This window comes from Cupriavidus sp. FW305-F7 (assembly GCF_058782875.1).
In genome coordinates this window covers 1-23,694 of record NZ_JBYSYC010000074.1, presented here as the reverse complement: position 1 = coordinate 23,694, position 23,694 = coordinate 1, and the positions used below count along the sequence as shown (strand labels likewise).

General features: G+C 61.9%; 20 protein-coding genes and 2 pseudogenes. 8 read left to right on the top strand and 14 right to left on the bottom strand.

Features of this window, described 5'->3' with window-relative positions:
* Positions 1-36: 36 nt before the first annotated feature.
* From AC3WL8_RS37625 to AC3WL8_RS37610, 4 genes and pseudogenes are all read right to left on the bottom strand, one after another.
* A pseudogene (locus tag AC3WL8_RS37625) lies at positions 37-582 on the bottom strand (AAA family ATPase); the annotation flags it as partial.
* A gap of 28 nt (positions 583-610) precedes the next feature.
* A complete protein-coding gene (locus AC3WL8_RS37620; protein WP_492380026.1) occupies positions 611-2,605 on the bottom strand; it encodes a TnsB C-terminal domain-containing protein in 1,995 nt (664 codons plus the stop codon).
* The gene (locus AC3WL8_RS37615) at positions 2,602-3,237 is read right to left on the bottom strand and encodes a hypothetical protein (protein WP_492380025.1); all 636 of its coding nucleotides are present in this window, start codon (positions 3,235-3,237) and stop codon (positions 2,602-2,604) included. The genes AC3WL8_RS37620 and AC3WL8_RS37615 overlap by 4 nt, the downstream gene beginning before the upstream one ends.
* Positions 3,238-3,482: 245 nt before the next feature.
* Complete coding sequence (locus AC3WL8_RS37610) at positions 3,483-3,902, bottom strand: hypothetical protein (protein WP_492380024.1); 420 nt, start codon at positions 3,900-3,902, stop codon at positions 3,483-3,485.
* Between the two features lie 449 nt (positions 3,903-4,351).
* Between AC3WL8_RS37610 and AC3WL8_RS37605 the strand changes: the two are divergent.
* Both AC3WL8_RS37605 and bluB read left to right on the top strand, forming a co-directional pair.
* Positions 4,352-5,750, top strand: a pseudogene (locus AC3WL8_RS37605) (tyrosine-type recombinase/integrase).
* 123 nt (positions 5,751-5,873) lie between these two features.
* Entirely contained in the window at positions 5,874-6,542 is a 669-nt protein-coding gene (gene bluB, locus AC3WL8_RS37600; protein ID WP_492380023.1) for a 5,6-dimethylbenzimidazole synthase, read from the top strand.
* 256 nt (positions 6,543-6,798) lie between these two features.
* On the opposite strand, the gene AC3WL8_RS37595 is transcribed toward bluB, so the two are convergent.
* From AC3WL8_RS37595 to AC3WL8_RS37585, 3 genes are all read right to left on the bottom strand, one after another.
* On the bottom strand, positions 6,799-6,933 hold the full coding sequence (locus tag AC3WL8_RS37595) for a hypothetical protein (RefSeq protein ID WP_492380022.1): 135 nt from the start codon (positions 6,931-6,933) through the stop codon (positions 6,799-6,801).
* Between the two features lie 107 nt (positions 6,934-7,040).
* On the bottom strand, positions 7,041-8,213 hold the full coding sequence (locus AC3WL8_RS37590) for a porin (protein ID WP_492380021.1): 1,173 nt from the start codon (positions 8,211-8,213) through the stop codon (positions 7,041-7,043).
* Between the two features lie 220 nt (positions 8,214-8,433).
* The gene (locus AC3WL8_RS37585; protein WP_492380020.1) at positions 8,434-8,958 is read right to left on the bottom strand and encodes a hypothetical protein; all 525 of its coding nucleotides are present in this window, start codon (positions 8,956-8,958) and stop codon (positions 8,434-8,436) included.
* 203 nt (positions 8,959-9,161) lie between these two features.
* Between AC3WL8_RS37585 and AC3WL8_RS37580 the strand changes: the two genes are divergently transcribed.
* On the top strand, positions 9,162-10,337 hold the full coding sequence (locus AC3WL8_RS37580; protein WP_492380019.1) for an alpha/beta hydrolase family protein: 1,176 nt from the start codon (positions 9,162-9,164) through the stop codon (positions 10,335-10,337).
* Between the two features lie 23 nt (positions 10,338-10,360).
* Positions 10,361-11,869 (top strand): AMP-binding protein, encoded by a 1,509-nt coding sequence (locus tag AC3WL8_RS37575; protein WP_492380018.1) that lies wholly within the window; start codon positions 10,361-10,363, stop codon positions 11,867-11,869.
* 72 nt (positions 11,870-11,941) lie between these two features.
* On the opposite strand, the gene AC3WL8_RS37570 is transcribed toward AC3WL8_RS37575, so the two are convergent.
* The 7 genes from AC3WL8_RS37570 to dctP all read right to left on the bottom strand — a co-directional run bounded on the left by AC3WL8_RS37570 (position 11,942) and on the right by dctP (position 19,288).
* Positions 11,942-13,684 (bottom strand): FAD-dependent oxidoreductase, encoded by a 1,743-nt coding sequence (locus tag AC3WL8_RS37570; protein WP_492380017.1) that lies wholly within the window; start codon positions 13,682-13,684, stop codon positions 11,942-11,944.
* A gap of 140 nt (positions 13,685-13,824) precedes the next feature.
* Positions 13,825-14,214, bottom strand: a complete 390-nt coding sequence (locus AC3WL8_RS37565; RefSeq protein ID WP_492380016.1) for an EthD domain-containing protein — start codon at positions 14,212-14,214, stop codon at positions 13,825-13,827.
* Positions 14,215-14,246: 32 nt separating this feature from the next.
* Positions 14,247-15,092: a TauD/TfdA dioxygenase family protein gene (locus tag AC3WL8_RS37560; RefSeq protein WP_492380015.1), complete on the bottom strand. Its 846-nt coding sequence runs from the start codon at positions 15,090-15,092 to the stop codon at positions 14,247-14,249.
* Positions 15,093-15,225: 133 nt separating this feature from the next.
* A complete protein-coding gene (locus AC3WL8_RS37555; RefSeq protein ID WP_492380014.1) occupies positions 15,226-16,326 on the bottom strand; it encodes a mandelate racemase/muconate lactonizing enzyme family protein in 1,101 nt (366 codons plus the stop codon).
* Between the two features lie 42 nt (positions 16,327-16,368).
* Complete coding sequence (locus AC3WL8_RS37550; protein ID WP_492380013.1) at positions 16,369-17,655, bottom strand: TRAP transporter large permease; 1,287 nt, start codon at positions 17,653-17,655, stop codon at positions 16,369-16,371.
* Complete coding sequence (locus tag AC3WL8_RS37545; protein WP_492380012.1) at positions 17,652-18,260, bottom strand: TRAP transporter small permease subunit; 609 nt, start codon at positions 18,258-18,260, stop codon at positions 17,652-17,654. Before AC3WL8_RS37545 ends, AC3WL8_RS37550 begins: the two co-directional genes overlap by 4 nt.
* Positions 18,261-18,262: 2 nt before the next feature.
* Positions 18,263-19,288 carry a TRAP transporter substrate-binding protein DctP gene (gene dctP / locus AC3WL8_RS37540; protein WP_492380011.1) on the bottom strand — a complete coding sequence of 342 codons (1,026 nt, stop codon included), beginning with the start codon at positions 19,286-19,288 and terminating at the stop codon, positions 18,263-18,265.
* Positions 19,289-19,677: 389 nt separating this feature from the next.
* Here dctP and AC3WL8_RS37535 point away from each other — a divergent pair, with 389 nt between their 5' ends.
* The 4 genes from AC3WL8_RS37535 (at position 19,678) to leuD (ending at position 23,487) form a co-directional block, all read left to right on the top strand.
* Positions 19,678-20,310: a VOC family protein gene (locus tag AC3WL8_RS37535; RefSeq protein ID WP_492380010.1), complete on the top strand. Its 633-nt coding sequence runs from the start codon at positions 19,678-19,680 to the stop codon at positions 20,308-20,310.
* A gap of 100 nt (positions 20,311-20,410) precedes the next feature.
* On the top strand, positions 20,411-21,268 hold the full coding sequence (locus AC3WL8_RS37530; RefSeq protein WP_492380009.1) for a helix-turn-helix transcriptional regulator: 858 nt from the start codon (positions 20,411-20,413) through the stop codon (positions 21,266-21,268).
* Positions 21,269-21,412: 144 nt separating this feature from the next.
* Positions 21,413-22,849, top strand: coding sequence for a 3-isopropylmalate dehydratase large subunit (leuC, locus tag AC3WL8_RS37525; protein ID WP_492380008.1), 1,437 nt, complete (start codon positions 21,413-21,415; stop codon positions 22,847-22,849).
* Positions 22,849-23,487, top strand: a complete 639-nt coding sequence (gene leuD / locus AC3WL8_RS37520) for a 3-isopropylmalate dehydratase small subunit (protein ID WP_492380007.1) — start codon at positions 22,849-22,851, stop codon at positions 23,485-23,487. The genes leuC and leuD overlap by 1 nt, the downstream gene beginning before the upstream one ends.
* The last annotated feature ends 207 nt before the right edge of the window (positions 23,488-23,694 follow it).

Here is a 23,694-nt window from a genome sequence, read left to right as displayed (position 1 = left end):
TCCTGATCGCCGGAAAGCTCGACTTCTCCGCGATCAACCCGCATGCCGCATAACCCACTCATTTTTCAAAAGAGCCAGAAAGGTAAACAGCTTGATCTGCTGCCGATCGAGAGAATCGTGGACGTCACGCAGCCACTCATACTCGTTGTCGTTATAGCGCTGTGCCTCGTCACAGAAGAGCAGCACCGTGCCGCTCCCCGCTCGAGCCGCCGCCTCGCGAATCCGCAGGGCCAGACGCATCCGCTTGGCCGGATTGGAACCTGCGTTCGGGTCCGGATCTCCAACAGCCTCGAGCAAGTTCGCAAAGAACGGGCCTTCGGCATGCCGCGGTTTGTGTTCGCATTGCGCGTGGTAGCTCGTCATCTTCGGATAATTGCGCGCCAGCAGTAATCGCACGTACTCGATGGCGCGTGTCTTGCCGATGCGGGACGGGCCATAGGTCAGTGCTCCCATGACCCGGTAGCGTAGACATCGAGCAACCAGTTCATAAAAGGCTTCGATCGCAGGCGTGGCGATACGATAGTTGCCGGTCACCAGCGGGTGAAGTGACGGATCGATCGGACGCGACATCTGAGGTGCCATGGCATACCTCGCAATGTGAAAAATGGTGTTAGAAGACTTGGCCAGTGCCGATCGTGAGTTTGCGCGGCTGCGCCGGCGTTCTAGGCGCGATCGGGACACCGTCCGCCGCTGCCGTGGCCGGTGCGGACACCACAGAGGAGGCGGCGCTCCGCGTGGTAGGCGTGGCCTCGGCTGGCGTACGCGTTGTCGGTGCACTGGCAAGCAGCCGCACGGTCCGCGCGTATTCCGTCGCGGCCTTCCGACTCGTCTTTGCCTGCGCGAGCTTGGCCTGCACATAAGTTTCGATCGGGTTCGAGTCGCCCGGTTGGCTTCGACGCCGATCCCGCAGCTTTCTCACCTCCTGGCGCAGCTTCAGGTTGTGCGGCACCACACCCCAGGCGCCTTGTGCATCCAGGATGCCGAGTTCCGTGCCATCCGTGAGAAAGGCTCGCACGCATCGCAGATCGTCAGCATTCAGGTAGACGAGTAGTTGCTTGCCGACCAGCCGCGTGCTTCTTGCCAGCACACCGCTCGTGTAGCGCACGCCATACAGGTTAATGTGCGGACGTACGCCTTGATCAAGATAGGCACGCACACGACAACGGCGGGACGACTGCATCAAGCACAGCGTGCGACGATGATGCTCAGCAAGCCGCGTCAGCACCGTCTGTTGAGTATTGAGCAAGTATTCCATTGCTTCGAGCGGGGTCACGCTGTTCAAGCCGGTATGCGGTGTACCGTTGTACGTCGTGATCGCATATTCAACCAGTTCCTCCAGTTCGTCGAGCGACACATAGAGCCGAAGATTGCCCTTCGGATCGGCGAGCGCGCGGCGCAAATCGCGTGGGTGCGAACCCGTGTAGCCGGGTAGGCGCGAAGACAGTCGCTGCGCCATCGTGCCGAAGAAGCGTTCAATGTACGGGCGCTCATCCGGACAGTACCTGGGACCGGCATCGACGAGACAACCGATGAATTCACACAGTGCCCTCAGCGTTTCGTTAGCCAGGTTCGCCTTGGCGTTGTCGAGCTTCATCCATTCCCACGTGACATACGAGAGCTCTGGCCACCTCTGTGAAGGAAGGCCTCCCTGCGCCTCGTAGCCGAGCCCATCGATGGAGAAGGCGCGGGCATGATGGGGCTCCAATGCCTTCTCGATGGTCTTGATCACGTCGTAACGGCCGAATTCTCGCGCCAGCACGAGGTGATAGCCCAGCACGGCCCGCGTGCAGACGTCAATGATCACCAACAACCATACCCGCTCAATCTCGAACTCATGCTCAAAGCCAAGCGGATCGCGGACGATAAGCTTCAGCCGAAGATCGAGTCGGTGACCGTCGAACTCGACGATCTGATAAGGATGCGTCGCCGCTGGACTGCCGTCGCCGCCCTCTCGGTGTGGCAGCCCCTTCAGGTGTGAAGCACCAGCCGAACGTGCCGCCAGGCCGAAGCTGCGCAACATTTCCGCCTTCAGAAGCTCCGACAGTGAGCGAATCGCACGCCCTGCCGTATTGAACGGGTAGTCCGTTAGCTTCAGGCCCACCAGCCGACACTGCCGCAGGAATTCATCATGGAGAGCTTGCAGTCCGCGCAGACGTGTGCGCAGCCGCCCGTCGGTATTGATCTGCACGAGCAGAACCCGACGCTGCTTGATCTGCAAGCGCAACCAGGTGCTAAGCGACGGATAGCGCTCGAAGAGTTGCGAGAGTGCACCGGCCCCGCCGGAATTGCCGCGCTCTCCACCAATTCTTACTGTGCTGACTCGAGCATACTCTGCGATCCGCGTATAGCGACCCAGGGCACGAAAGCCATATGGCCGGCCATCCGAGTGAGGAACCATGGCTCGTTCAAGCCATCGATACAGATCGCGCCGGCTCACCCCCGTGGATTGCTCAATCTGCCTGAGCGATTCACCTCCGGCATAGCGCACGATCGCCTCTCTACGTCTCTCAAACGCGTGCCGCTGCACTGAATCGAGCTCTGTATAGGCGACCTCCGGCCATGACGCCAGGTCGAGAGCTTGCAACTCCGGTTTGCGGCGGTTCATGAGTTCGTGTCGACTACAGCGAACGACGTGTGCAAGGACAGTGGATGAGTACGCAGGTCAGGCGCTGCGACGCGACCGGCATGCACCAGGCCAAACAGTGCTGCCCGCAACAAGACCGGCTCCACGTTCGAACATTTGCGCTGGATTGTCTCGAGCTGCTGGGGTTTTTCCAGGAGGCGCTCGACCGATCGGGACAGTGACCATGGGACGAGGCCTCGATTGGCCACGATGCACGGCAGCATGCGCTGCCAGTTGCCAATCCACACGCGCGCGGCCGCGAGGTCGGCCGACGCCATGCTGCGGATTGAGAATGCTGCCTCGTCCAGTTCCTGCTTACCCGGCGCTGCCCTCTCGTCCATACCGGCGTCTGCGAGAAGAACCAGCTCTTGTCGGTCGACGTATTGAGCCCAGAAATCGGCAAGCCGAGCGTTTCCACCAAGGTGTACGTAGCCAGGGCGCTCACAAAATGCGATCACGCTGGGATCCGCCTCGAACAGCAACCACAGGTCAAGCAAGGCGCGCCGGTAGAACGTCAACCGCCGTCCCAGCTTCGGGCTGAAGGCTTCCAACCGGTGTGCCCCAGGCGGTCGGGCAAGCGCGACCGGCCCCGTGAACTGCGGAGAATTTTCCATCAGATCAAGACCTTATGGACAGGTCTCGAAGTCTAGGTTGAGAAGTGGCAAATTTCAGGCGCGCTGTGTGCGAAATGGCACTTTTGCCTTCGATCCAAGTGAAAGCAAAAGTGCCACCGCAATTGCCTATTGGCCGCAGTTATCGATGGCGAGCCGGTGGCACAATTGCTTCGCTCTACGTCTGGGCCGCATGGCCGCTGCCTGTTCGAGCCAAGGCGCATGCGCCTCGGGAACGACCAGCATCGTCAAACCCAGTCCGTCCATGACACGCAGAGCGTGCTCAAGATTGACGCCCTTGCCGTTCTCTTGTGCGCGTCCATCTCGACGCGTTGCATGAACCTCAGCACCGGCCGCCCGGTTCCGTCACCGGACCTCAGCTTCAAAGCCAAATTCGGCCCGCCACTCGCCACGGCCAGCGCCCTTGGGTTGGCCGACAGCACCTTGTCGATATACCGGCAGATCGAATAGTGGCCAAGGCTCGATGTGTTGAACGGCCATTCGTTTCGCGCTTCGTACCCGAAGCTACGTAATTGGTCCAGAAACCACGCGCAATGGCGCCTTCTCGACTGTTTAGTTTCGACTAGCCGCTTGGCTGAGGCGCTCGCAAGGATACGCGCCTCAAATGCCTGACGAAGCGCCGGCTGGCAATCCAGCAGCGCCTGCATCGCGCCTGCAGCGCCGCGGCCGAACTGGTCGACATGGACCTTCCTGCTGCGACGGTATGGCTTGACTCGGAGCCATGGTACAAGTCCGCGCCAGCCATAAGGACGCCCGTCGGGATGCGTCTCAAGGCAGCGCTCCCGGATGAGACGATAGGCCTGTCTTGTGCCAAGCGACGTCAGCCGCCTGATGCTCTCGGCCGAGGCACCGGAAAGTTACAGGGAAACCGCCTGCTTTCTCGCAAGGTACAGGACGCGTCGGTCACCAGTAAGTGCTCCCTCGTCGGGGCTAGCCCAGTAGGAAGTGTCGACGGTTCGCCCGTCTATCATCCGGCGAGAGTAAAAGGAATTGTCGTCAATGCCCTCTTCCATGCGACGCTCCAAAATGGGCTGATCGCCCAAGAGGCGATGGTTGTAAACCATAGGGCACCTTCGGGAGAAATCGCACGACGAGCATGGAACAAACGTTGGCGAAGATACAAAATTGCTTCGAGTGTTCGCCGGAGGAACAAAATGGTGCAGAATTTCGTGAAGTAAATTTGTTCTCGCACGCCCGGGCTGCGTCGCTTTCACGGCCACGTATCGGATACAAAATTGTGCAAACTAACGGCCCGACCTTGGAATCCCCCGCCCATCCGCCCTCCCCACCTACGCCCGGCCTCGTCGCCGCCCTGCCCACGCCGCTGGAGCAGCTGTGCCTGCCCTCGGTACTGTCCGGCGCCGCCGGCAGCAACCGCGCCCCGGCCACGGCCACCCGCATTGCCGCGGCCGACGACCTGGCCGCCGTCACCGCCTGGCTGGCGCGCTATGCCGACAGCGCCGCGACGCTCACCGCCTACCGGCGCGAGGTGGAGCGAGTGATCCTGTGGGCGGTCCTGCAGCAGGGTAAGCCGCTGTCGTCGCTGACCCATGAAGACCTGCTCGCGTACGAGCGCTTCCTCACCGACCCTCAACCTGCTTCACGCTGGGTTTGCCGGCAGCAAGAAGCTCGGCCGCCACCACCCGGACTGGCGCCCGTTTGCCGGGCCGCTGTCGCCCGCCAGCGTGCGCCACGCGCTGGTGATCCTGAATGCGCTGTTCGCCTGGCTGACCGAGGCGGGCTACCTGGCCGGCAACCCGCTCGCCCTCGCCCGCCGCCGGCGCGCCCCCGCCCAAGCGCGCATCACCCGTTATCTGAGCCACGACCTTTGGGAGACGGTCAAGGACGCCGTCGCAGCAATGCCGGCCGAGACGGGTCGAGAAATGCTGCACGCCGCCCGCTGCCGCTGGGTGCTGAGCGTGCTCTATCTGGGCGGCTTGCGCGCCTCCGAACTGACGGCCACCACCATGGGCGCCTTCTTCTGCCGGCGCGATGTCCAGGGGGTCGAGCGCTGGTGGCTGGAGGTGGTCGGCAAGGGCAACAAGACCCGGCTGGTGCCGGCCACCGACGAGCTCATCGCCGAACTGGCGCGCTACCGTCGCGCCATCGGACTGCCGCCCACGCCGCAACTCGGCGAGACGCGCCCGCTGGTGCTGCCGGTCATCGGCCGCGAGACGGGTCGCGACAAGGCCCTGTCACGCGGCGCGCTGCACCTGATCCTGAAAGAGGTGTTCGGCCTGGCGGCCGAGCGCCTGCGGGCGCGCGGGCCCGAATGGGAGGCGCAGGCCGCAGTGCTGGCCAGCGCCTCGGCCCACTGGCTGCGCCACACCGCTGGCTCGCACATGACCGACCAGCAGGTCGACCTGCGTTTTGTGCGCGACAACTTTGGCCATGCCTCGATCGCCACCACCAGCGCGTACCTGCACAGCGAAGAGGATGCGCGGCATGAGGCCACCCAGGAGCGGCACCGCATCGGTTGGACCAGCAAGACCTAGGATGCGCCAGCATCGCCAAACCGCACAGGGCAAAGCCATCTATGGTCCCGGCACCATCGTGGCAAGCTACCTGCATGGCGACTTTCCCTCCAGCCCCAGCGCTACCGCCAGACTATTCAAGCCATGAACCCATCTCGCTACAGCGACAGTGAAATTGCCGCCGTCTATCGCGTCATCCGGGAGCGTCGCGACATGCGCCACTTTCGGCCGGACCCGCTCGATCCTGCATTGCTCGAACGCTTGTTGCACGCTGCGCATCTCGCCCCCAGCGTCGGCTTCATGCAACCCTGGCGCTTCATCCGCCTCACTGATAGGAGCCTGAGAATGCAGGTCCACGCGCTGGTCGATGCCGAACGCCAGCGCACCGCGCTCGCCCTGGGCGAACGCCAGGACGAGTTCATGCGACTCAAGGTGGAGGGCATCCTGGACTGTGGGGAAGTCCTGGTGGCAACGCTGATGGATGGACGTGAGCGGCATATCTTCGGTCGGCGCACCATGCCGGACATGGACCTCGCTTCGGTGGCCTGCGCCATCCAGAACCTCTGGCTTGCGGCGCGCGCCGAAGGAATCGGCGTGGGCTGGGTTTCCTTGTTCGACCCTGAACAGCTTGGCCGGCTGCTGCGGCTGCCGCCCGGTGCCCGGCCAGTGGCTGTGCTGTGCCTCGGCCAGGTCGACACCTTCTATGAGAAGCCGATGCTGGAACAGGAAGGCTGGGCCGGACGGCAATCCCTGGACGAGATGGTGTTCGAGAATGGCTGGACCAACCCCACCCCCCCCAATCGCCCGGGCTGATGATTGATCCGGCAATTGTGTTCTTAGGGATCGGGCCGGCCTGGAGGCCGGGCACGTCCGACCGGAGGATGCCAAACGTGCGCAGCAACTGCAAGCGAGGCGTGCGCCACCGGCGCGATCCAAACCGTCGAAGACGTCGTCACCAGGCTGAAGGGTGACACAGCAAAGCGGAAGGCGCGTCCGCACGCCAAGCAAATGGCATTTCCTGATCGATCGCGGACCGTATTCGAGCATGACGCCCATCCTGAGTGCGGCCCTACTCTTCCCGCCAGGCATGCTGTTCCCTGGCCACAGCCTCGCCGATCTTGGCCGCATGTGCCTTGGGAACGACCAGCATCGTCAGCCCCAGTCCGTCCAGCACACGCAGGGCGTGCTCGAGATTGACGCACATTCTGTCAGGTCGCTCGGATATCGCTTCGTCTTGCCTGCCGTTCTCGATGTTCTTTTTTCCTCATCCGAACGTTAGAGCACATCTGCGGCGATTTTTCAAACGGGCTCTCAGAATTTGTGACGAATACCAATAGCGGCGCCATACTGGTTGCTACTTCCCTGCGAAAGGAAATACCCGTTAGCGAACCCAATGGCAGAGGTATCGAAATTCAGGCCAGAGTTCTTGACATAGGCCATCGTCAGGTAGATATCGGTACGCTTTGAAAGGTTGTAGTCCGCGAGCAGGCTTACCTGCCAAGGATTCGCAGGATTGACTGCTGGCGCAGCAGTACTCACTCGAAGTGTTTTCAGATCATCGTAGAAGTACCCAAGACTTAGCGCGAGAGCAGCCGTGGCTTGGTAACTCGCGCCAATCCAGTAGTAGTCGTCGCGCAGCCGAACATTGCCCGAAGCGTCGGTGTCTTTGCCCCATCGGTAGCCGGCGACAAATCTCGCGGGCCCAACGGTGTAGCTTGCCGAGACGCTCGCCTTCTTGAGCGCAGACGTGTTGCCGGTGGTCACCGCCGGATTCCACTGGTCGTACCCGACAGCCATGCCGTACGGACCGCTTGCATAAGTCAGAGCCGCCCCGTACGCCGTGTTGTCGCGGAAGTGTCCCGGAACCTCTCCGGCGCCAGACGACGCCAATGGTTGCCCAGCGAAGGCGCCGACGCCCGTGCCAAGACTCCAATGTGCCACGGCAGTGAGACCGCCGAATGCACCGGTGTACTTAATCGTGTTGTCCTCCCGGAAGTTCGCGCCGATCTGCGCCACCATCGGTTCAAATAGCGGCGCCCAATTCATTGCACCAAAGTTTGAAAAGATGTCGAACATGGACGTGTACTGGCGCCCGAAAGTCAGAGTCCCATAGGTTCCATGCCGCAGACCCAGATAGCCCTGACGGCCGAACAGACGCCCGGCCTGCTGGGACTTCCCATCGTCAACGCCAAAACCGCTTTCGAGCACAAAGAGCGCCTGCAGACCGCCGCCAAGGTCCTCCATCCCGCGCAGCCCCCAGCGAGACCCGGACAAGCCGCCGCTAGTTTGTAGTCCGAGTCGGCTGCCGCCAGGCTGTTGCGTGACAACACCCGTGGTCTGGTTGATCGAAGGGGCCCCTGCTGCCACGTGATTGATGTACTCCATCGGCGCATCGATAACACCGTACACCGTGACACTCGACTGCGCCGCCACGCTTCCGCTGAATACGGCCAGCGTTGCCAGCACGATAGTCCGCACGTTCATCCTCATCTGTCTCCTCCCCATCTGTCATTCATTGATATGTGAAGTGCTTGCCTGAGCTCGCAGTAGCTCGCTTCGTAGTCCCGACACGCCCTGTCGGGCGCTGTGGCACTACTACGAGATCTTTCTGGCCATCTTTCAGACCTTTTGAAGGTCCATGCGAGCGTAGAGAGTCGACAGAATCGTGTACGCCGCCCTTGGCGGGGGACAGAAATGCGAGTGCCTACTGCAAGGATGAGGCGGACCTCGACTGATCCGGATGCATCACGTGATCACGATCCGGTGAGTCCAGTGCGTTTAGCAGCGCCCAGTCGACTGGCGTCAAGCAGTCGGCGGCGACGGGAAGAATGTAGTTCTCCTCGACTTCCAACTGACCCAGGATCACTTCGAGGTAGCTGCTGACGAGTGCCGCCAAGGAAGAGGCGGTCGAAGCAGCCATCGCGGACTCCGAATGTGTCAGGATCTGCTGAACATCTGCCAGCAATGCATTGCCGCGTTCCTGCTCCGCTGCAAGGCGCTCGAGCACAGGTCCGAGTGGCGGGCAGCGTTCGCGCAGCAGCGGCATCAGGAGCCGCCTTTCATTGGCGTAGCGCCCACCTTCCCTCAGGTCAGCGGCTTGCTCCAGCAATTGGCTCAGGCGGGCCAAATCGGGCCGAGCACCCTTGCGGAAAGCGACGCGGACCAGGCAGCGAATGGCGTGCAGTATCCGCTTCAGCAAATCGCGCTCGGCCGAATTTTGTGCCCGCATTTGTCGTTAATGATAGTCATGCTGCAGTAGGCCACCGGGTGCGGGAACGGTCAGTCCCCCTTGCACGGGACCCGTCCCAGCTGTCCCTCGCGAAGGGGACTGAGGCGGGCGCACACAGCGGCTACCTCGAGTTCATTTCGAGCGTAGGGTGAACGCCCGAAGCTTGCTACCGCCATTCCGAGAAGACAGGGGAAATTAGCGCCATGAATCATCTGACCGTGCAGGCCAAATGGGTGCACATCAAATACGAAGAAGCCGCCAGCTTTACCGAGACCTACGGCTTCTCCGGCAACCAGGGCTTCGTCAACCTCGAGGGTATCCTGATGCGCCCCGTGGACCGGCCATCGAAGACGCTGCTGATCTTCATGCATCCGACCTCGACGCTGCAACTGCTTCCCGTGCCCCGCGCCATGGCGCAGTCTGGCGCGCACGTCCTGTGCGCAGCCAGCCGTTATGCAAAGAACGACTCGGCGCTCATCATGGAAAAGGTGGTACTCGACCTGGGCGCCTATATCCGGCATGCAAAACAGGAATGGGGCTATGAGAAGATCGTGCTGATGGGCTGGAGCGGCGGCGGCTCGCTGGCGATGTTCTACCAGGCCGAGGCAGAAGCGCCGACCATCACGGCAACACCGGCCGGTGATCCAGTCGACCTGACCAGGGCGGGCCTGGTTCCGGCCGACGCAGTGATCTTTCAGGCGGCTCACCTGTCTCGCGCACACCTGCTGCTCGACTGCATCGATCCGTCGGTCAGCAATGAACTCAACGCGGATGCCCGCAATCGCGAGCTGGATCTCTACGATCGCTGCAATCCCATCCAGCCGCCTTACGCGGCTGACTTCATCGCCAGCTACCGCGCCGCGCAGCTCGCCCGCGTGAGGCGTATCACCGGCTGGGTTAAGGACACGCTTGCCGAACTCAAGCGGCGCAACACGGGGGAAATCGAACGCGCGTTCGTGGTGCATCGCACCCTGGCCGATCCCCGCTTCCTGGATCCAGCGTTGGATCCCAACGACCGCAAGCCACGTTGGTGCTACCTGGGCGATCCGGAAACGGTGAACACCGGACCGGTGGGGCTGGCCCGCTTCAGCACGCTGCGCTCATGGCTCTCGCAATGGTCGATCGATGACTCCCGCGCCAACGGCCTGACCTGTGTCACGCGCATCGCCGCACCGATGCTGATCATCGAGAACAGTGCGGACGACGCTGTGCCCCAGCCGCATGCCGGCATGCTTTTCGACGCCGCCAATTCGGGCGACAAGACCATGCATGTCATCCAGGGCGCCACCCACTACTATGCCGGTCAGCCAGAGCTGCTCGCCGAGGCCACGACAACCATCCGCGACTGGCTTAGCACGCGCAGCGTACTGGAAGACTGAGCGCACAACTTCAGGTATCCACAATGAATCTGTTCACCCTGCTTGACCAGACGGCGGCCCGCCATGTCGGACGAGGCGCCGTCTATCTCGGAACTCGCCAGGTCCACACCTACGGCGAACTGCGCGACCGCGCCTTGCGACTGGCCGGCGCCCTCGGTACATGCGGTCATGGCGGCAGCCGGATCGCGATCGCCAGCGAGAACTGTCCCGAGTACCCGGAACTCCTGTTCGGCATCTGGGCCGCCCAGGCCGTCGTCGTTCCCTTGAACGCAAAGCTGCACCCGCAGGAAATGGTGCAGATCATCGACGATGCAGACGCTGCCATCGTCTTTGCATCGCCAGGCATCGCCCAAGGCCTGCAAGACGCGATGCAAGGGACGGATTCCCCTTCGCCCGATGTGGTTGTGATCGGCAGCCCACAGTACGCTGCGCTGCTTTCAGGCACACCCGCAACGCCCGCTACCGCGCATCCGGAGGACCTGGCCTGGCTGTTCTTCACGAGCGGCACCACCGGCCGCGCCAAGGGCGCAATGTTGTCCCACCGCAACCTGATGGCCATGACGGTCGCCCACCTGGCCGATGTCGAGCACTTTGACGAACGTGCAAGCCAGATTCATGCGGCCCCGATGTCTCACGGTTCGGGACTCTATATTCCGGCCTACGTGTCGCGCGGCGCGCGCCAGGTCATCCCGGCGTCGCAGGCATTCGAGCCCGCCGAGTTCCTCGAACTGTGTGACCATCACCCGGGCTGTGGCGCGTTCCTGGCGCCGACGATGGTCCAGCGACTACGGCTCGAAGCCGAGTCCTCGGCACGGCGCCCTACAAATCTGCGCTCCATCGTGTATGGCGGCGGCCCCATGTACATCGCGGAGTTAAAGAAATCGCTGGCGGTTTTCGGGCAGGTATTCGTGCAGATCTACGGCCAAGGCGAGACGCCTATGACGATCACCTGGCTGCCGCGGGAAGATCATGCACAGCTCGATGACGCGAGCCTTGGCTCCGTCGGCCGGGCCCGCACAGGAGTGGAGATCGCGATCATCGACCGCGATGGCCGGCACCTGGCGCCGGGAGAGATCGGCGAGATCATTTGCCGCAGCGACGTGGTGATGTCGGGTTACTGGAACAATGCCGCCGGGAGTGCGGAGACGCTGCGTGATGGCTGGCTCCGCACAGGTGACATCGGGTCGCTCGATGAGCGCGGCTACCTGACCCTGCACGACCGCTCCAAGGACGTAGTCATCAGCGGCGGTTCCAACATCTATCCCCGTGAAGTGGAAGAAGTACTGCTAGCGCATCCCCAGGTTGTTGAGGTCTGTGTCGTCGGGCAGCAGGACCAGGAATGGGGTGAGATCGTCATCGCCTTCGTCGTTCCGGTACCCGGCGCTGTGCTCTGCGGCGAATCGTTGGACGCTCTTTGCCTCAACCGAATCGCCCGCTTCAAGCGACCCAAGCGCTATGTCTTTCTGGAGGCGCTGCCCAAGAACAGCTATGGCAAGGTGCTGAAGCGCGAGTTGCGTGCAATGCTGTCTTGACGGTGACGCCTGCCTGCAGGTAAAAAAAGCAGCGCGCCCGCGGGCGCGCTGCTTTTGTCTTGCCCATTCCCCTTACGTCGCAGGGCAGGCCATGTCGCGCAGCGATTCAACCGCTGTCTCTCCGGTGCTCGCCGAACTCAAATGACGGGCGGCCACGTAGGCAAAGGTGATGTTGGGCCCGTGCATCGACCCTGCACCCGGATAGAAGCCGCTAAAGACCGAATCCATATCCAGACCACAGGCGTAAAGCCCGGGTATCGGCTGCCTTTCGAGGTCCAGCACCTGGGCCGACGCGTTCACCGACAGTCCAACGAACGTACCGACATCGCCGGGAACCAGCCTGACTCCATAGAACGGCCCAGTCCGGATCTCGCCGATACAGGGGTTCGGGCCATGTTCCGGGTCGCCGAGCCCGCGGTTATAGCTGTTGCCTCCGCGGTCGAACTCAGCGTCCTGGCCGGTTCGCGCCGCCTCGTTCAGGCGAGCGACGGTTGAAGCCAGGCCCTGCGGGTCGATTCCGATTTTCTGCGCCAGTGCTTCCAGCGTGGGCGCCTCGACCAGATAGCCTGCATCCACCATCGGCCGGACAGGATAAGGAGAGGGTCGCGCCAGGCCCATCCCGTAGCGGCGCAAAAACGGCGCATCACCGATCAGCCAGGCAGGCACGACCTCGGCGGCATGCATGGCTTTCACCACATCGTGGTAGCAGCTCGCCTCGTTGGTGAACCGGCGGCCCTGGGCGTCCACCATCACTGAACCTGGCTTGCAACGATCGAAAGCAAGATGCGGATATTTGGTAACACTGCCGTCGCGGTTCCGCCGCAGCGATACCGGTGTCAGGCATCCGTTGCTCGGTTTCAATGCGCCGAGCCGCCCGCCTTCGGCCATTGCCATGCGTACCCCATCGCCACTGTTGCCGTCGGGCAGCATCGAGACGTGCTCCGCGGCAAAGGGCATCAGCATCATGCGAAAACTCTCGTCGGCCGAAACACCGCCGCTGGCTAGGACTACTCCACGCCGCGCGCCCAGCCGCATCAGCGTGCCCTGCTGCGAGTAGATGACGCCGTCGATACGATTTTCTGAACGGCATAGCTCGAGCACGGGGGCCTCGCGCAGCACCGCGATTCCCAAGTCTAGCGCTGCTTTGTACAGGCGTGCGGCGAGTGCATTGCCCCGAATCAGCCGCGTGCCGCGCCGGCCGGCAAGCCGGTCTTTCGCATACCGGCCAAGCAATCGTGCGCTATGCGCGAACGATCTCCAGTTGCTGAACATATGCTGCAAGTGATAGACGTCGGAGACATCTACTTGCATGCTCCGGAAGACCACTAGTTGGCGCAAGGGCAACTGCAGGGCTTCGAGATACTCCCCAAGTTCCCGGCCGTCGATCGGCTGCACCATCAGTCCCCGATGGGACGTTGCACCCGGCAACTCCGGGTAGTAATCCACCCCGGGATAGGACATCAGTCGGACAGCGCTGGTCTTGGCCTCCAAGTACTGGAACGCGTCGCGGCAGTTCGCCAGAAACGCGTCTACCATCTCATGGTTCATGTACTGCCCGACGATCGCCTCGATATACGTCTTGGCTTGCGAAGTGCTGTCCGACTTGCCGGCTTGCGCCATCAGATGATTGCACGGAACCCACGCGACGCCGCCCGACCAGGCTGTAGTCCCACCGACGAACGGCGCCTTCTCCAATACCACCACCTCTAACCCGGCCTCTGCGGCAACGATCGCAGCGGTGAGCCCGGCGGCGCCAGATCCAACCACCACGACATCGACTTCTCGCGCCGGTGCCTGCACACTTTTCGATGTCATCACTATGCATTCCACTACCCGGCCCTGCTGCCTCTCCGACTGCGTCCGGGCTGCTGGCGGGCACACAAGCCCGCATCGGTCAGGACGCGGGCGGGAGTCCCCGTTACACGTGCGGACAACGGGTCCCGCCGCGCGAGTCTTTAACGCTGGAACAGCGGCGGCGCGCCGCCGATCTGGTACACCTGGTCGTCGTAGGCCGCAACGTTGGAGTGCTCCAAGTCGAGGAACTCCGTCATCTTGGGCATCAGGATATCGCGATAGACCTCACTCGCCTGCAAGGCCTTGCGGTCTTCCGCACTCTCATACCATGACTCCGAAAATCCGTCGAAACCAATGAACGCCGTTGGCCAGTCGGTCTGCGGGGCAAGATGGTGCTGGACATAGCGTCGAAGGTATCGCGTCAGCTCGGGATACTTGCCATAGAGCGGACCGTACTCCTCAGACCAGATGCGTCGGAATTCCTCGACACTCAATCCCGGCTTGCGCTTGTAAAAGCCTAACGTGATCAACAAGGGGAAAACCTCCTTCATACAGTATTCGAGAATTCAGCATCAGCCGCGGATCACGCCGGCGCCTGGGTTTCGGAGATTTCGCTGCGCTGCAGGAGCCGCCGGTATTTGGACCGATCCCACCCTCTGGCACTGTGGACGACGCCGCGGTTGTTCCACAGCAGGGTGTCTCCCAATTGCCATTTGTGAATGTAGGTGAACGGGCCGCTGGTCACGAACTCAACCAACTTCTTGAACAACGCATCGCTTTCTTCCGCTTGCATGCCAACGATGCGCCCCTGCGAATGCGGATTTGGCAGGTACAGCGCCTTCCTGCCGTCTGGCAGTGTGCGCACCAGCGGATGGACGGAGAGTTCAACTGTCGTCCCCACCCAATTCTCTACCTTCACGGCCTGGTTCGGATACGGATGCGTCATCTCTTTGTCCGCGAGGAACGCCTTCATATCCTCCGGCAGGGCCTCATAGGCGGCCACGGTCGACGCATAGCCCGTATCGCCGCGTTCCGGCGGAATCTCAAGCCCGTGCAGCATGGTGAGGTGGATGGGAAGCTTCTTGAAGGAGCCGTCGGTATGCCACGGTTCGGCAGCGTCCCCGTACTTGACTGCCGCGTCCGTCACAGGAAGCATCTCGCCATTCTTGCCGACATTGCCGAGGTGAAGCAGCAGCGGGTTGGTCCCCGACGCAAAAGCGCTCTCGACTGGCGCAACCACGGGGCCGAGCGCCTGGCTGAAAGCCACCTGCTGCGCCTCGCTGAGCTTCTGGCCGCGGAATAGAAGGAGGAAGTACTGGTCGCTGAGGGCGAGAATCTCCTTGGCATGATCGCCTGTGATCTCGCTGGAAAAGTCGAAGTTCAGAACCTCTGCGCCAAAGTGCTCGTGAAGGGGCCTAACTTGCAGCATGGGAAGTCTCCTTTTCATATTAAGTCTGGTCGTCCAGGTCGGGACGGGCGAAGGCCCTCCCGCTACCATATGCTTCGGCCCGGCGCGGTGGTGTCCCCTCCGAGGGGGACCCACTACGGCAGGCGCGCCGGATTCAGCGGACCCGGTAGTGCTCGAGCTTGTCCCGGTCGATCACGATGCCCAGGCCCGGGGATTCAGGAAGCGCCATATGTCCATCCCTGATGGACAGCGGCTCGGCGAGTACATCGTCGGTGTAGTGCAAATGGAAGCTCAGCTCGGTTGCATGCTGGTGCGTGGCCTGATGGGCGGCTGCAAAATGCCATCCCGCAGTCAGCCCAACGCCGGAATCAGCATGTGAAGCGACAACACAGCCGGCACGTGCCGCGGCCGCAATGGCGAGCACCCGGCCTGACTGATGGAACCCGGTCCTGGCCGTCTTGATCGAGACCATGTGAATGGCACCGTCAGCCAGCTCCCTGGCCACCTCCTCGGGCGTGCGGCAGCTTTCGTCTCCCAGAATCGGCACAGGCGCCGCCGCAGCAAGTCGGGTTCGCCCTGCCCGGTCGTGAACCGAGCAGGGTTCCTCGATCCATACAACCCCGCATTCGGCAGCAACCTTCATCAGTCGCAATCCGCCCTGCAAGGTCAGAGCCTGGTTGCCGTCGATATTCACTTCAACGTCTGGCAGGTCCCGGCGCACTTGCAGCAGCGTGCGTTCATCCTGGTCCAGATCGACCCCGACCTTGAGCTTGAACGCACCGATCCCATACCGTTCACGAATCTCGCACATTTCTTCGACTACCTGCGCCGGACCGCCCGCTCCGCATATGTACACCATGCGCACCGACTCCCCCCAGCCGCCCATCAGCCTCCGGCATGAAACGCCGGCAGCCTGGCCGATTATGTCGTGCAAGGCGATATCGATCGCGGCCTTGGCGGCGTTGTTGTGCTCGACCAGCGAGAAGATCGACCAGGCTCGCTCGAGCGAGAAAGGGTCCATGCCGATCAGGGCCGGCGCAAACCAGCGCTCGATCGCATAAGTGATGCTAGCCAGTGATTCGCCATAGAACCCCGCCCATGGCCTGGACGGCGCTTCCGCCACACCGACGATCCCTGCATCGGTATGCACTTCAATCAGCACATGTTCTGATAGCGTCATGGTTGCCAGGGCAAAGTGCAATGGCTTGCGAAGCGGCACGGCGAACGGCGTGCAGACAATGCTCGTGATCTTCATCAGATCTCCAAAGATTAAAACAGGCGGCCGCGCGGCCCGCGCCTACTTCATTTGTTGCGGCAGCCACAACGTCAGTTGCGGAAATGCCGTCAACACCGCGATGATGAATAGGTGCGCCAGAAAGTGCGGCCAGGTTCCACTGAAGACCTCCCCGACCGGCCGCTTGGCGTACTTGGCGACGATGAAGCAATTAAGTCCCAACGGGGGCGTGATCATGCCCACCTCGGCAGTCACTACCTTGATGATGCCGAACCAGATCGGATCGAAGCCCAGCGCCTTGATGACCGGGATGACCACCGGAACCGTCAGCACCAGGATGGCGACCTGGTCCATGAAGCAGCCCAGGATGATATATCCAACCAGTAGCAGCACGATGATGACCCAGCGGTTGACCGGCAGCGAAGCGGTCCAGCTCACCAGGTCTTGCGTCACCTGCGTCACGGCGAAGAAATATGTGAACAGCGATGCCCCCATGATGATCATGAAGATCATGCAGGTGCCGGCGAGCGAACGAGACAGCGCTGCGCGCAGCCCCGGGATTGTCAGGCGGCGTCTTTGCGCCACCAACAGCATGCCGCCCAGCGCACCAACCGCCGCAGCCTCCGTAACCGAGCCGATGCCCATGTAGATGCTGCCGGTGACCAGTCCGAAGAGAAAGAGCACCGGAATGGTGACCCTGAGCTTGCGGAACTTGACCGAGAAGGGCACCGGTTCGCCGCGCGGCGCGCGCGAAGGCTCCTGCCAGACCAGGATGAGAATGGTGGCGATGATGGTCAGCGTTACCAGCAAGGCTGGCACAAGGCAAGCGATCAGGAGCTTGCCGATGCTGACTTCTGCGATCAGGCCGAACAGGATCAAGGCCACCGACGGCGGCACCAGCATCGCGATGGTGCCCGAAATGGAGACCACGCCTGCCGCCAGCTTAGGCTCGTAGCCCTGCCGGATCATTGCGGGCAACGTGGTCGACGAAAGGGTCGCCGCAGACGCGGTGCTCGTGCCGCAGATCGCCCCGAAGGCGGCGCCCGCCAGCGTGGTCGCGACGGCGAGACCGGCAGGCAGCCGACCTACCCATGCCCGCAAGGCGTCGAAGATCTCGTCAGCCACGCCGCTCAGCAGGATGAACTCCGCCATGAGCAGGAACATCGGGATGGTGAGAAGCTCATACGTGCTGACAGAGCTCAGCGGGGCGGTCGACAGCACTCCCTTCAATGCGGTCCAGCCAACGCTCTGAAGCAGCCCGGCAATGCCGGTCACACCCATTGCAACCCCCACGGGAACGGCAAAGGCCATAAAGGCCAGCATCGGGAAAACAAGCATCGCAGGAGTCATTCAAACACCTCATGGGCAACGGGGGCAACCAGTGGAAGCAGCGCCGGCGCAAAGCCAAACATCGCCGCGAACTGCAAGACGGACATCAGCGCCAGGCGGAGGGTGGCTACCAGGCAACCGGCGCAGCAAAGCGCAAAGGTCGGCCATACCGGCCAGTCGAATACGCCCGGATTGACTTCACCGCTGGCAGCCACTTCCTGCAACTGTTGAGCGCTAACGGCAAGAATGAGTCCGAACAGCAGGACGCCCAGCAAACTGCCCAGCAAGCCCGAGACCTGGCGCAGCCGCACTGGCGCGCGGCTCACCAACAATTCGACTGCCACATGGCCGCGCCTGGCGATCGAGACACCGAGTCCGAAGAAGAAGATCGCCGGCAACACATACAGCTGCAAACTTTCGGTGGCCCAGCGAACTGGTGCGTGAAACGCGTAACGCCCCAATGCGTCTGCACTGGTCAATAGCATTGCAAACAGCAAGGCAATGAAGGCGAGTATTTCAAGCAGTTGCTCGAGACGCTGCTGCCATGCATGGGCCGCAAGCAGCGACCTCTCGAACGCGGTCGGCGGCTGGCCGGCTGGCTCCCCTACCATCTGGATGGTGCTCATGTTCATTTCGCACCAACCAAGAAAGAGCGGATGACCGCAAGTGCATCGGCCCCCTTCTTGTTGTGCCGGTTCACGCCTTCTACCCACTGCTTCGCCGTCTCGTCAGTGGCCCGCTTGAAGTTTTGTAGTTCACGGGCGTCGAACACCTTGACCTTTACGCCGTCCTGCCGGAAGCGCTTGAACACCGAGGCGAAGCCATCGTCGACAGCCTCGCAGCCTCGCCTGGCTGCCCTTTCAGATGCGGCATCGATTGCGGACCGCGTGTCCGCGTCGAGGCTGCTCCAAATCTTCTCGTTGATGCCGTAGAGCGTCAGCAGTTGCCCGAACCTGCCGTTTTCCGTTGCGAATTTCGTCAGCGATACCATGTCATAGATGTAGATCGATTCGGGATTCATGATGATGGAATCGACGGTGCCGCGCTGTAGCGCTTGATAGGCCTCCGCCCCGCTCGACAGCCGTTGCGCCACGGCGCCCTCTGTATTCAGCATCACTTCCGTCGGGCGCATCGGCACCATGATCTTTTGTCCCTTCACGCCGGCTAGCGAGTCGATCGGGTGGCCGCGCGAGAACAGCTGCAGCTCACGGAAGACGACGGCATATAGCAGGTGAATGCCATTGGCCTTGAATTCATTGGCGAGCGGAGCCGTCCTGACAGCCTTCATATAGGCCATCGTGCCTTGGCAAGAGCTCTCGAAAAGGCCGGGCAGCTCGGCGACTCCGGAGAGTTCAAGCTTATCGCCGGCCATGGAAGGCGTAATGCTGGCTATCTGGGCAACCCCAGTCTGGGCAAGGCGAATCGAATCGGTGGCCTTGCCAAGCTGTTGGGAAGGATAGTGCTCGAAGGTGACCTTGCCCTTGGTCGCCGCCGTAATCTCCTGCATCCACGGCTTTAGCGCCTTCTCGGTGAGGTAGTGGCTGCTGGCCATATAGTCGGCGATCTTCAGCTTGATCGCATCTTGCGCATAGGTCAGCGGAGTCACGGCTAGCGAGCCGATGACGGTGATGAGTGCGAGAAGCAGCCGGGGCATTATGTGCCTCCATTTATGTTGCTGTTTCCGGGAACAACGCTGCTGGCAGCAAGGCATGACGCTCGCTGCCAGCGGGCAGACCGCCACACCGCCTGGGTATACCCCCGTTCCTTCTCTTGCCGGACGGCCGCCTTGCTTCCCAGTGAAGCCATGGTCGGCGAGTGCAATGCCCCGGTCAGTCCCTTCATAGGGGGACGATGCCGAAGGCGCCAGGTGCCCGGCTCACTGGAGGTGCGTTTCGAGAAACTTTTGATGATTCGCGTCGCGCGCGCCCCGTACCCCGCGCAGGGGACAGACGTCGAATACCGGGACCCTGACACTTGACCAGTCCCGCAACTAGCGTGCGGGAGGTGATTCACAATCCCCATCAAATCTGGAGATGTTCAACCATGCAAGCCACTGTACCGAGCCCGTCGCGCCCCTCTGACGGCAGCAAAGGCAGGATGAATCCCGGCCTCACACCGATGATGCTCAATCACGCAGCCTGGGTGACGCCAGACGTGGCCGCCACGGTTGACTTCTATACGCGCATCATGGGCATGGAGTTGGCAAGCACGGTCTTCGACGACCACGTGCCATCCACCGGCGACCAGATCCCTTACTTCCACATCTTCTTTCGTATGGGCGATGGCTCGACGCTCGCATTCTTCGAGGCGCCTGGCGTACCGGCGCCAGCCAAATCCACGCATCCCGCCCACGACATATTCAACCACGTTGCATTGCAGGCGAAAGACCGCGCCGAAGTACTGAAATGGCACGCGTGGCTCAAGGAGAATGACGTGGATGTCATCGGTCCGACGGATCACAAAGGCCTCATCCTGTCGATCTACTTTCATGATCCGGCAGGCTTGCGTCTCGAGATTACGACGCCCCTGGACACAAAATGGAATCGCCACACCGAGCAAGGCTATGCGGATCTCAAGCAGTGGCTCGATTGCAAGGAGAAGGCACGCGCCGAGGGGCGTGATGTCAACGCCGCGCTGGTCGACATGATCAGGGACGTACGCAAGCGATATGGTTAAGGACTGAGCGCGCTAGGGTAAGCCTGCATAGGCTGAGGTTTGAAACCGCCGTACGATGAGCTAATTCTTGCTGACAAGTTCTTCCCACCGGCGCTTTCGAATGACAATGCTGAATCTCCAAGCGCATCGTCCCACCGCTCCGCCCCCGTTCAAGATGTTGTCGAATCTGATCGAAGCCATCGGCCGCGACGGGTTTGGCGACGCCGTGATCGGCTTTCTCAATGAAGTCTGCGGCGCCGATCACTTTGCGGCATTCAGGATTGAAGACGGCGGCATTCATCAGCTGACCTTCGGCAGCATCGACGCAAGCCGGCCTTCAGGCGCATTCGTGGACCGTTACGTCGGTGACCTCTGGCGCCGGGACCCTGCGATGGCAGAGGCCCAGGCTTCGCTGACGCGGAATGACCACTGCAACATCATTCACCTGGACCTGGCACATCGGATGTACGCCGACATCCGGCCAGTCCTCTACCCGTCCGTGTGTGACCGCCTGTTGATGTGCGGCCGCAAGCAGGACGCGTCATACAGCATCAGCATCCTGCGCTCCGACCCGCACCTTGAATTCGATGACCAGTCGATCGAGCGTGTTGCCACGATGGCGGAAGTGCTGGTTGCAATTCTGGCTAAGCACGCTGACGTGACCGCGGAACGACCAAATGTGGCGACCGCGCTCACATTGCTGAGCGAGATCGAGAACTGCTTACAATCCATGAGCAACCTGCCGCGCCGCGAAGTGGAGGTATGCGCGCGTATCCTCTACGGTATGTCGTCGGTCGGCATCTCGCTGGATCTTGGCATCGGCGAAGAAAGCGTCAAGACCTATCGCAAGCGCGCCTACCAGCGCATGCACATCGGTAGCGAGCGCGAATTGCTGACCTGGTACCTGGCGCAGTGGAGTGCCTGGCGCGGCTGTCACTACAAGCAGCCCGCCGCCCAGCGCCGTGTCAGCGCGCACTGATACGGCGATACCGCGCGATCCAATACGAGCGCGCAACCGCCAGGGATAGGTAGCCACCGCACGCCCAGCGCCCCCTTGCGAGGGGACAGACACGTGACAAGCACCTAGCCACAATGTCCGCAACGACCCATCCGAGCGGACCCCATGAATCAGAGTCAAAGTGGCGCATTAACCCTGTTCGACAAACTCTGGCAACGACATCTGGTTGACCAGTCCCCCGAAGGCGAATCCCTGCTTTACATCGACCGTCACCTGGTCTACGAGGTGACCAGCCCGCAGGCCTTCGAGGGCCTGCGCCTGGCTGGACGCCGCCCTTGGCGCGCCGAAACCGTTCTCGCGACAGCCGATCACAATGTCCCGACCATCGCCAGCGAGCGCACCAGCATTGGCGCGATCCCCGATCCGCTGTCGAGGATGCAGGTCCAGCAGCTTCACACCAACTGTCGAGAGTTCGGCATCACCGAGTTCGGCATCGGCACGCCGCAACAGGGCATCATCCACGTGGTCGGGCCCGAGCAAGGAGCCACCCTGCCAGGCATGACGGTCGTCGCCGGCGACTCGCACACCAGCACCCACGGCGCCTTTGCCGCGCTTGCTTTCGGGGTTGGCACAACCGACGTCGAGCACGTGTTGGCCACGCAGTGCCTGTCGATCAGGCCAATGCAGCGCATGCTCGTTCGGATCGAAGGCGCGATGCCGCCAAAGGTGACCGCCAAGGATCTGATCCTGGCCGTTATTGCTTGCCTCGGGGCCGGCGGTGGCAACGGCTGTGCCATCGAGTTTGCCGGCAGCACCGTGCGCGCCCTCTCGATGGAGGGCCGGATGACCCTATGCAACATGGCCATCGAGGCCGGCGCACGCGTAGCCTTGATCTCGGTAGACGACACAACTATTGAGTATTTGCGTGGCCGCACCTACGTCCCGCGCGGCGAGCACTGGGATGCCGCTGTCGCCTATTGGCGCACCCTGAAGAGCGATGCCGGCGCGCATTTCGACCGCCGCGTCGACATTGACGCCACCACTCTGCAGCCGATGGTCACATGGGGCACTTCGCCGGACATGGTGGTAGCCGCAAGCGGTCGCGTACCCGATCCCGCGCAGGAGCCAGACCCCGTCAAGCGTGCCGGCATGACGCGTGCGTTGGCGTACATGGGCCTGGAGGCAGGCACACCGATCTCCCAGATCCGGCTCGACAAGGTTTTCATCGGCTCATGCACTAACTCGCGTATTGAGGACCTGCGCATGGCCGCAGCGGAAATTGCCGGGCGACGCATCTCACCGGCGATTCGCCAGGCGCTGGTTGTGCCTGGCTCAGGACTGGTCAAAGCACAAGCCGAACGAGAAGGACTGGACCGGCTCTTTATCGCAGCGGGCTTCGAATGGCGCGAACCAGGCTGCTCGATGTGCCTGGGCATGAACGCCGATCGCCTCAATCCCGGCGAGCGCTGTGCCTCCACGTCGAATCGCAACTTCGAGGGTCGCCAGGGGACCGGCGGGAGAAGCCACCTGGTCAGCCCCGCCATGGCGGTGTCGGCTGCAATTTACGGGCACTTTTTCGATATCACTCAGGAGGCCGGTTAATGGAAGCTTTCAAGACGCTCGCGGCGCGCATCGTACCGCTGGACCGGGCGAACATAGACACCGACGCCATACTGCCAAAGCAATTCATGAAGTCGATCCACCGAACCGGCTTCGCGGACAACCTGTTTGATGAGTGGCGTTACCTGGACCGCGGCGAGCCGGGCCGGGACCCGGGCTCGCGCCTTAAGAACCCCGACTTTCCGCTGAACCAGTCTTGCTATGTGGGCGCTCAAATAATACTTACCCGTGAGAACTTCGGTTGCGGCTCCAGCCGCGAGCATGCAGTATGGGCGCTGCGCGACTACGGGATCCGCGCGCTAATTGCCCCCAGCTTCGCCGATATCTTTTTCGGAAACTGCTTCAAGAACGGGCTACTGCCGATCACGTTGGATGTCGAGATTGTAGATCGGCTGTTTGGACAACTCTCGCATACGCCATGCATGCTACTTCATATCAACCTGGCAGAGCAAACAATCACGGTCGACTCTGGCGAGTCGATACCCTTTGCGATCGACCACGCCCGCAAACAGCGTCTGCTCGACGGGCTTGACGACATCGGATTAACAATGTCGCATGCCGCACAGGTTCGTGCGTACGAGGTGTGGCGTCGCGGACTTGAGCCTTGGCTTATGCCTTGAATCCGAACCGCTCCCATGAAGTCGTGAACTGTAGTAATCGCGGGTCTTCCGCAATTTGTGTGACAAGCGAATTCGCGTGGAGGACCTTGCCGTCGTCTTTCCTGCCCCACTACCACCATACTTCTTATTGACTAACGAGGCTCCGCCTCAGACCGACGAGTGGTATGGGTGACTGTGTGGCGCTGAGGGGGTAAGGTGGCTCCGGTC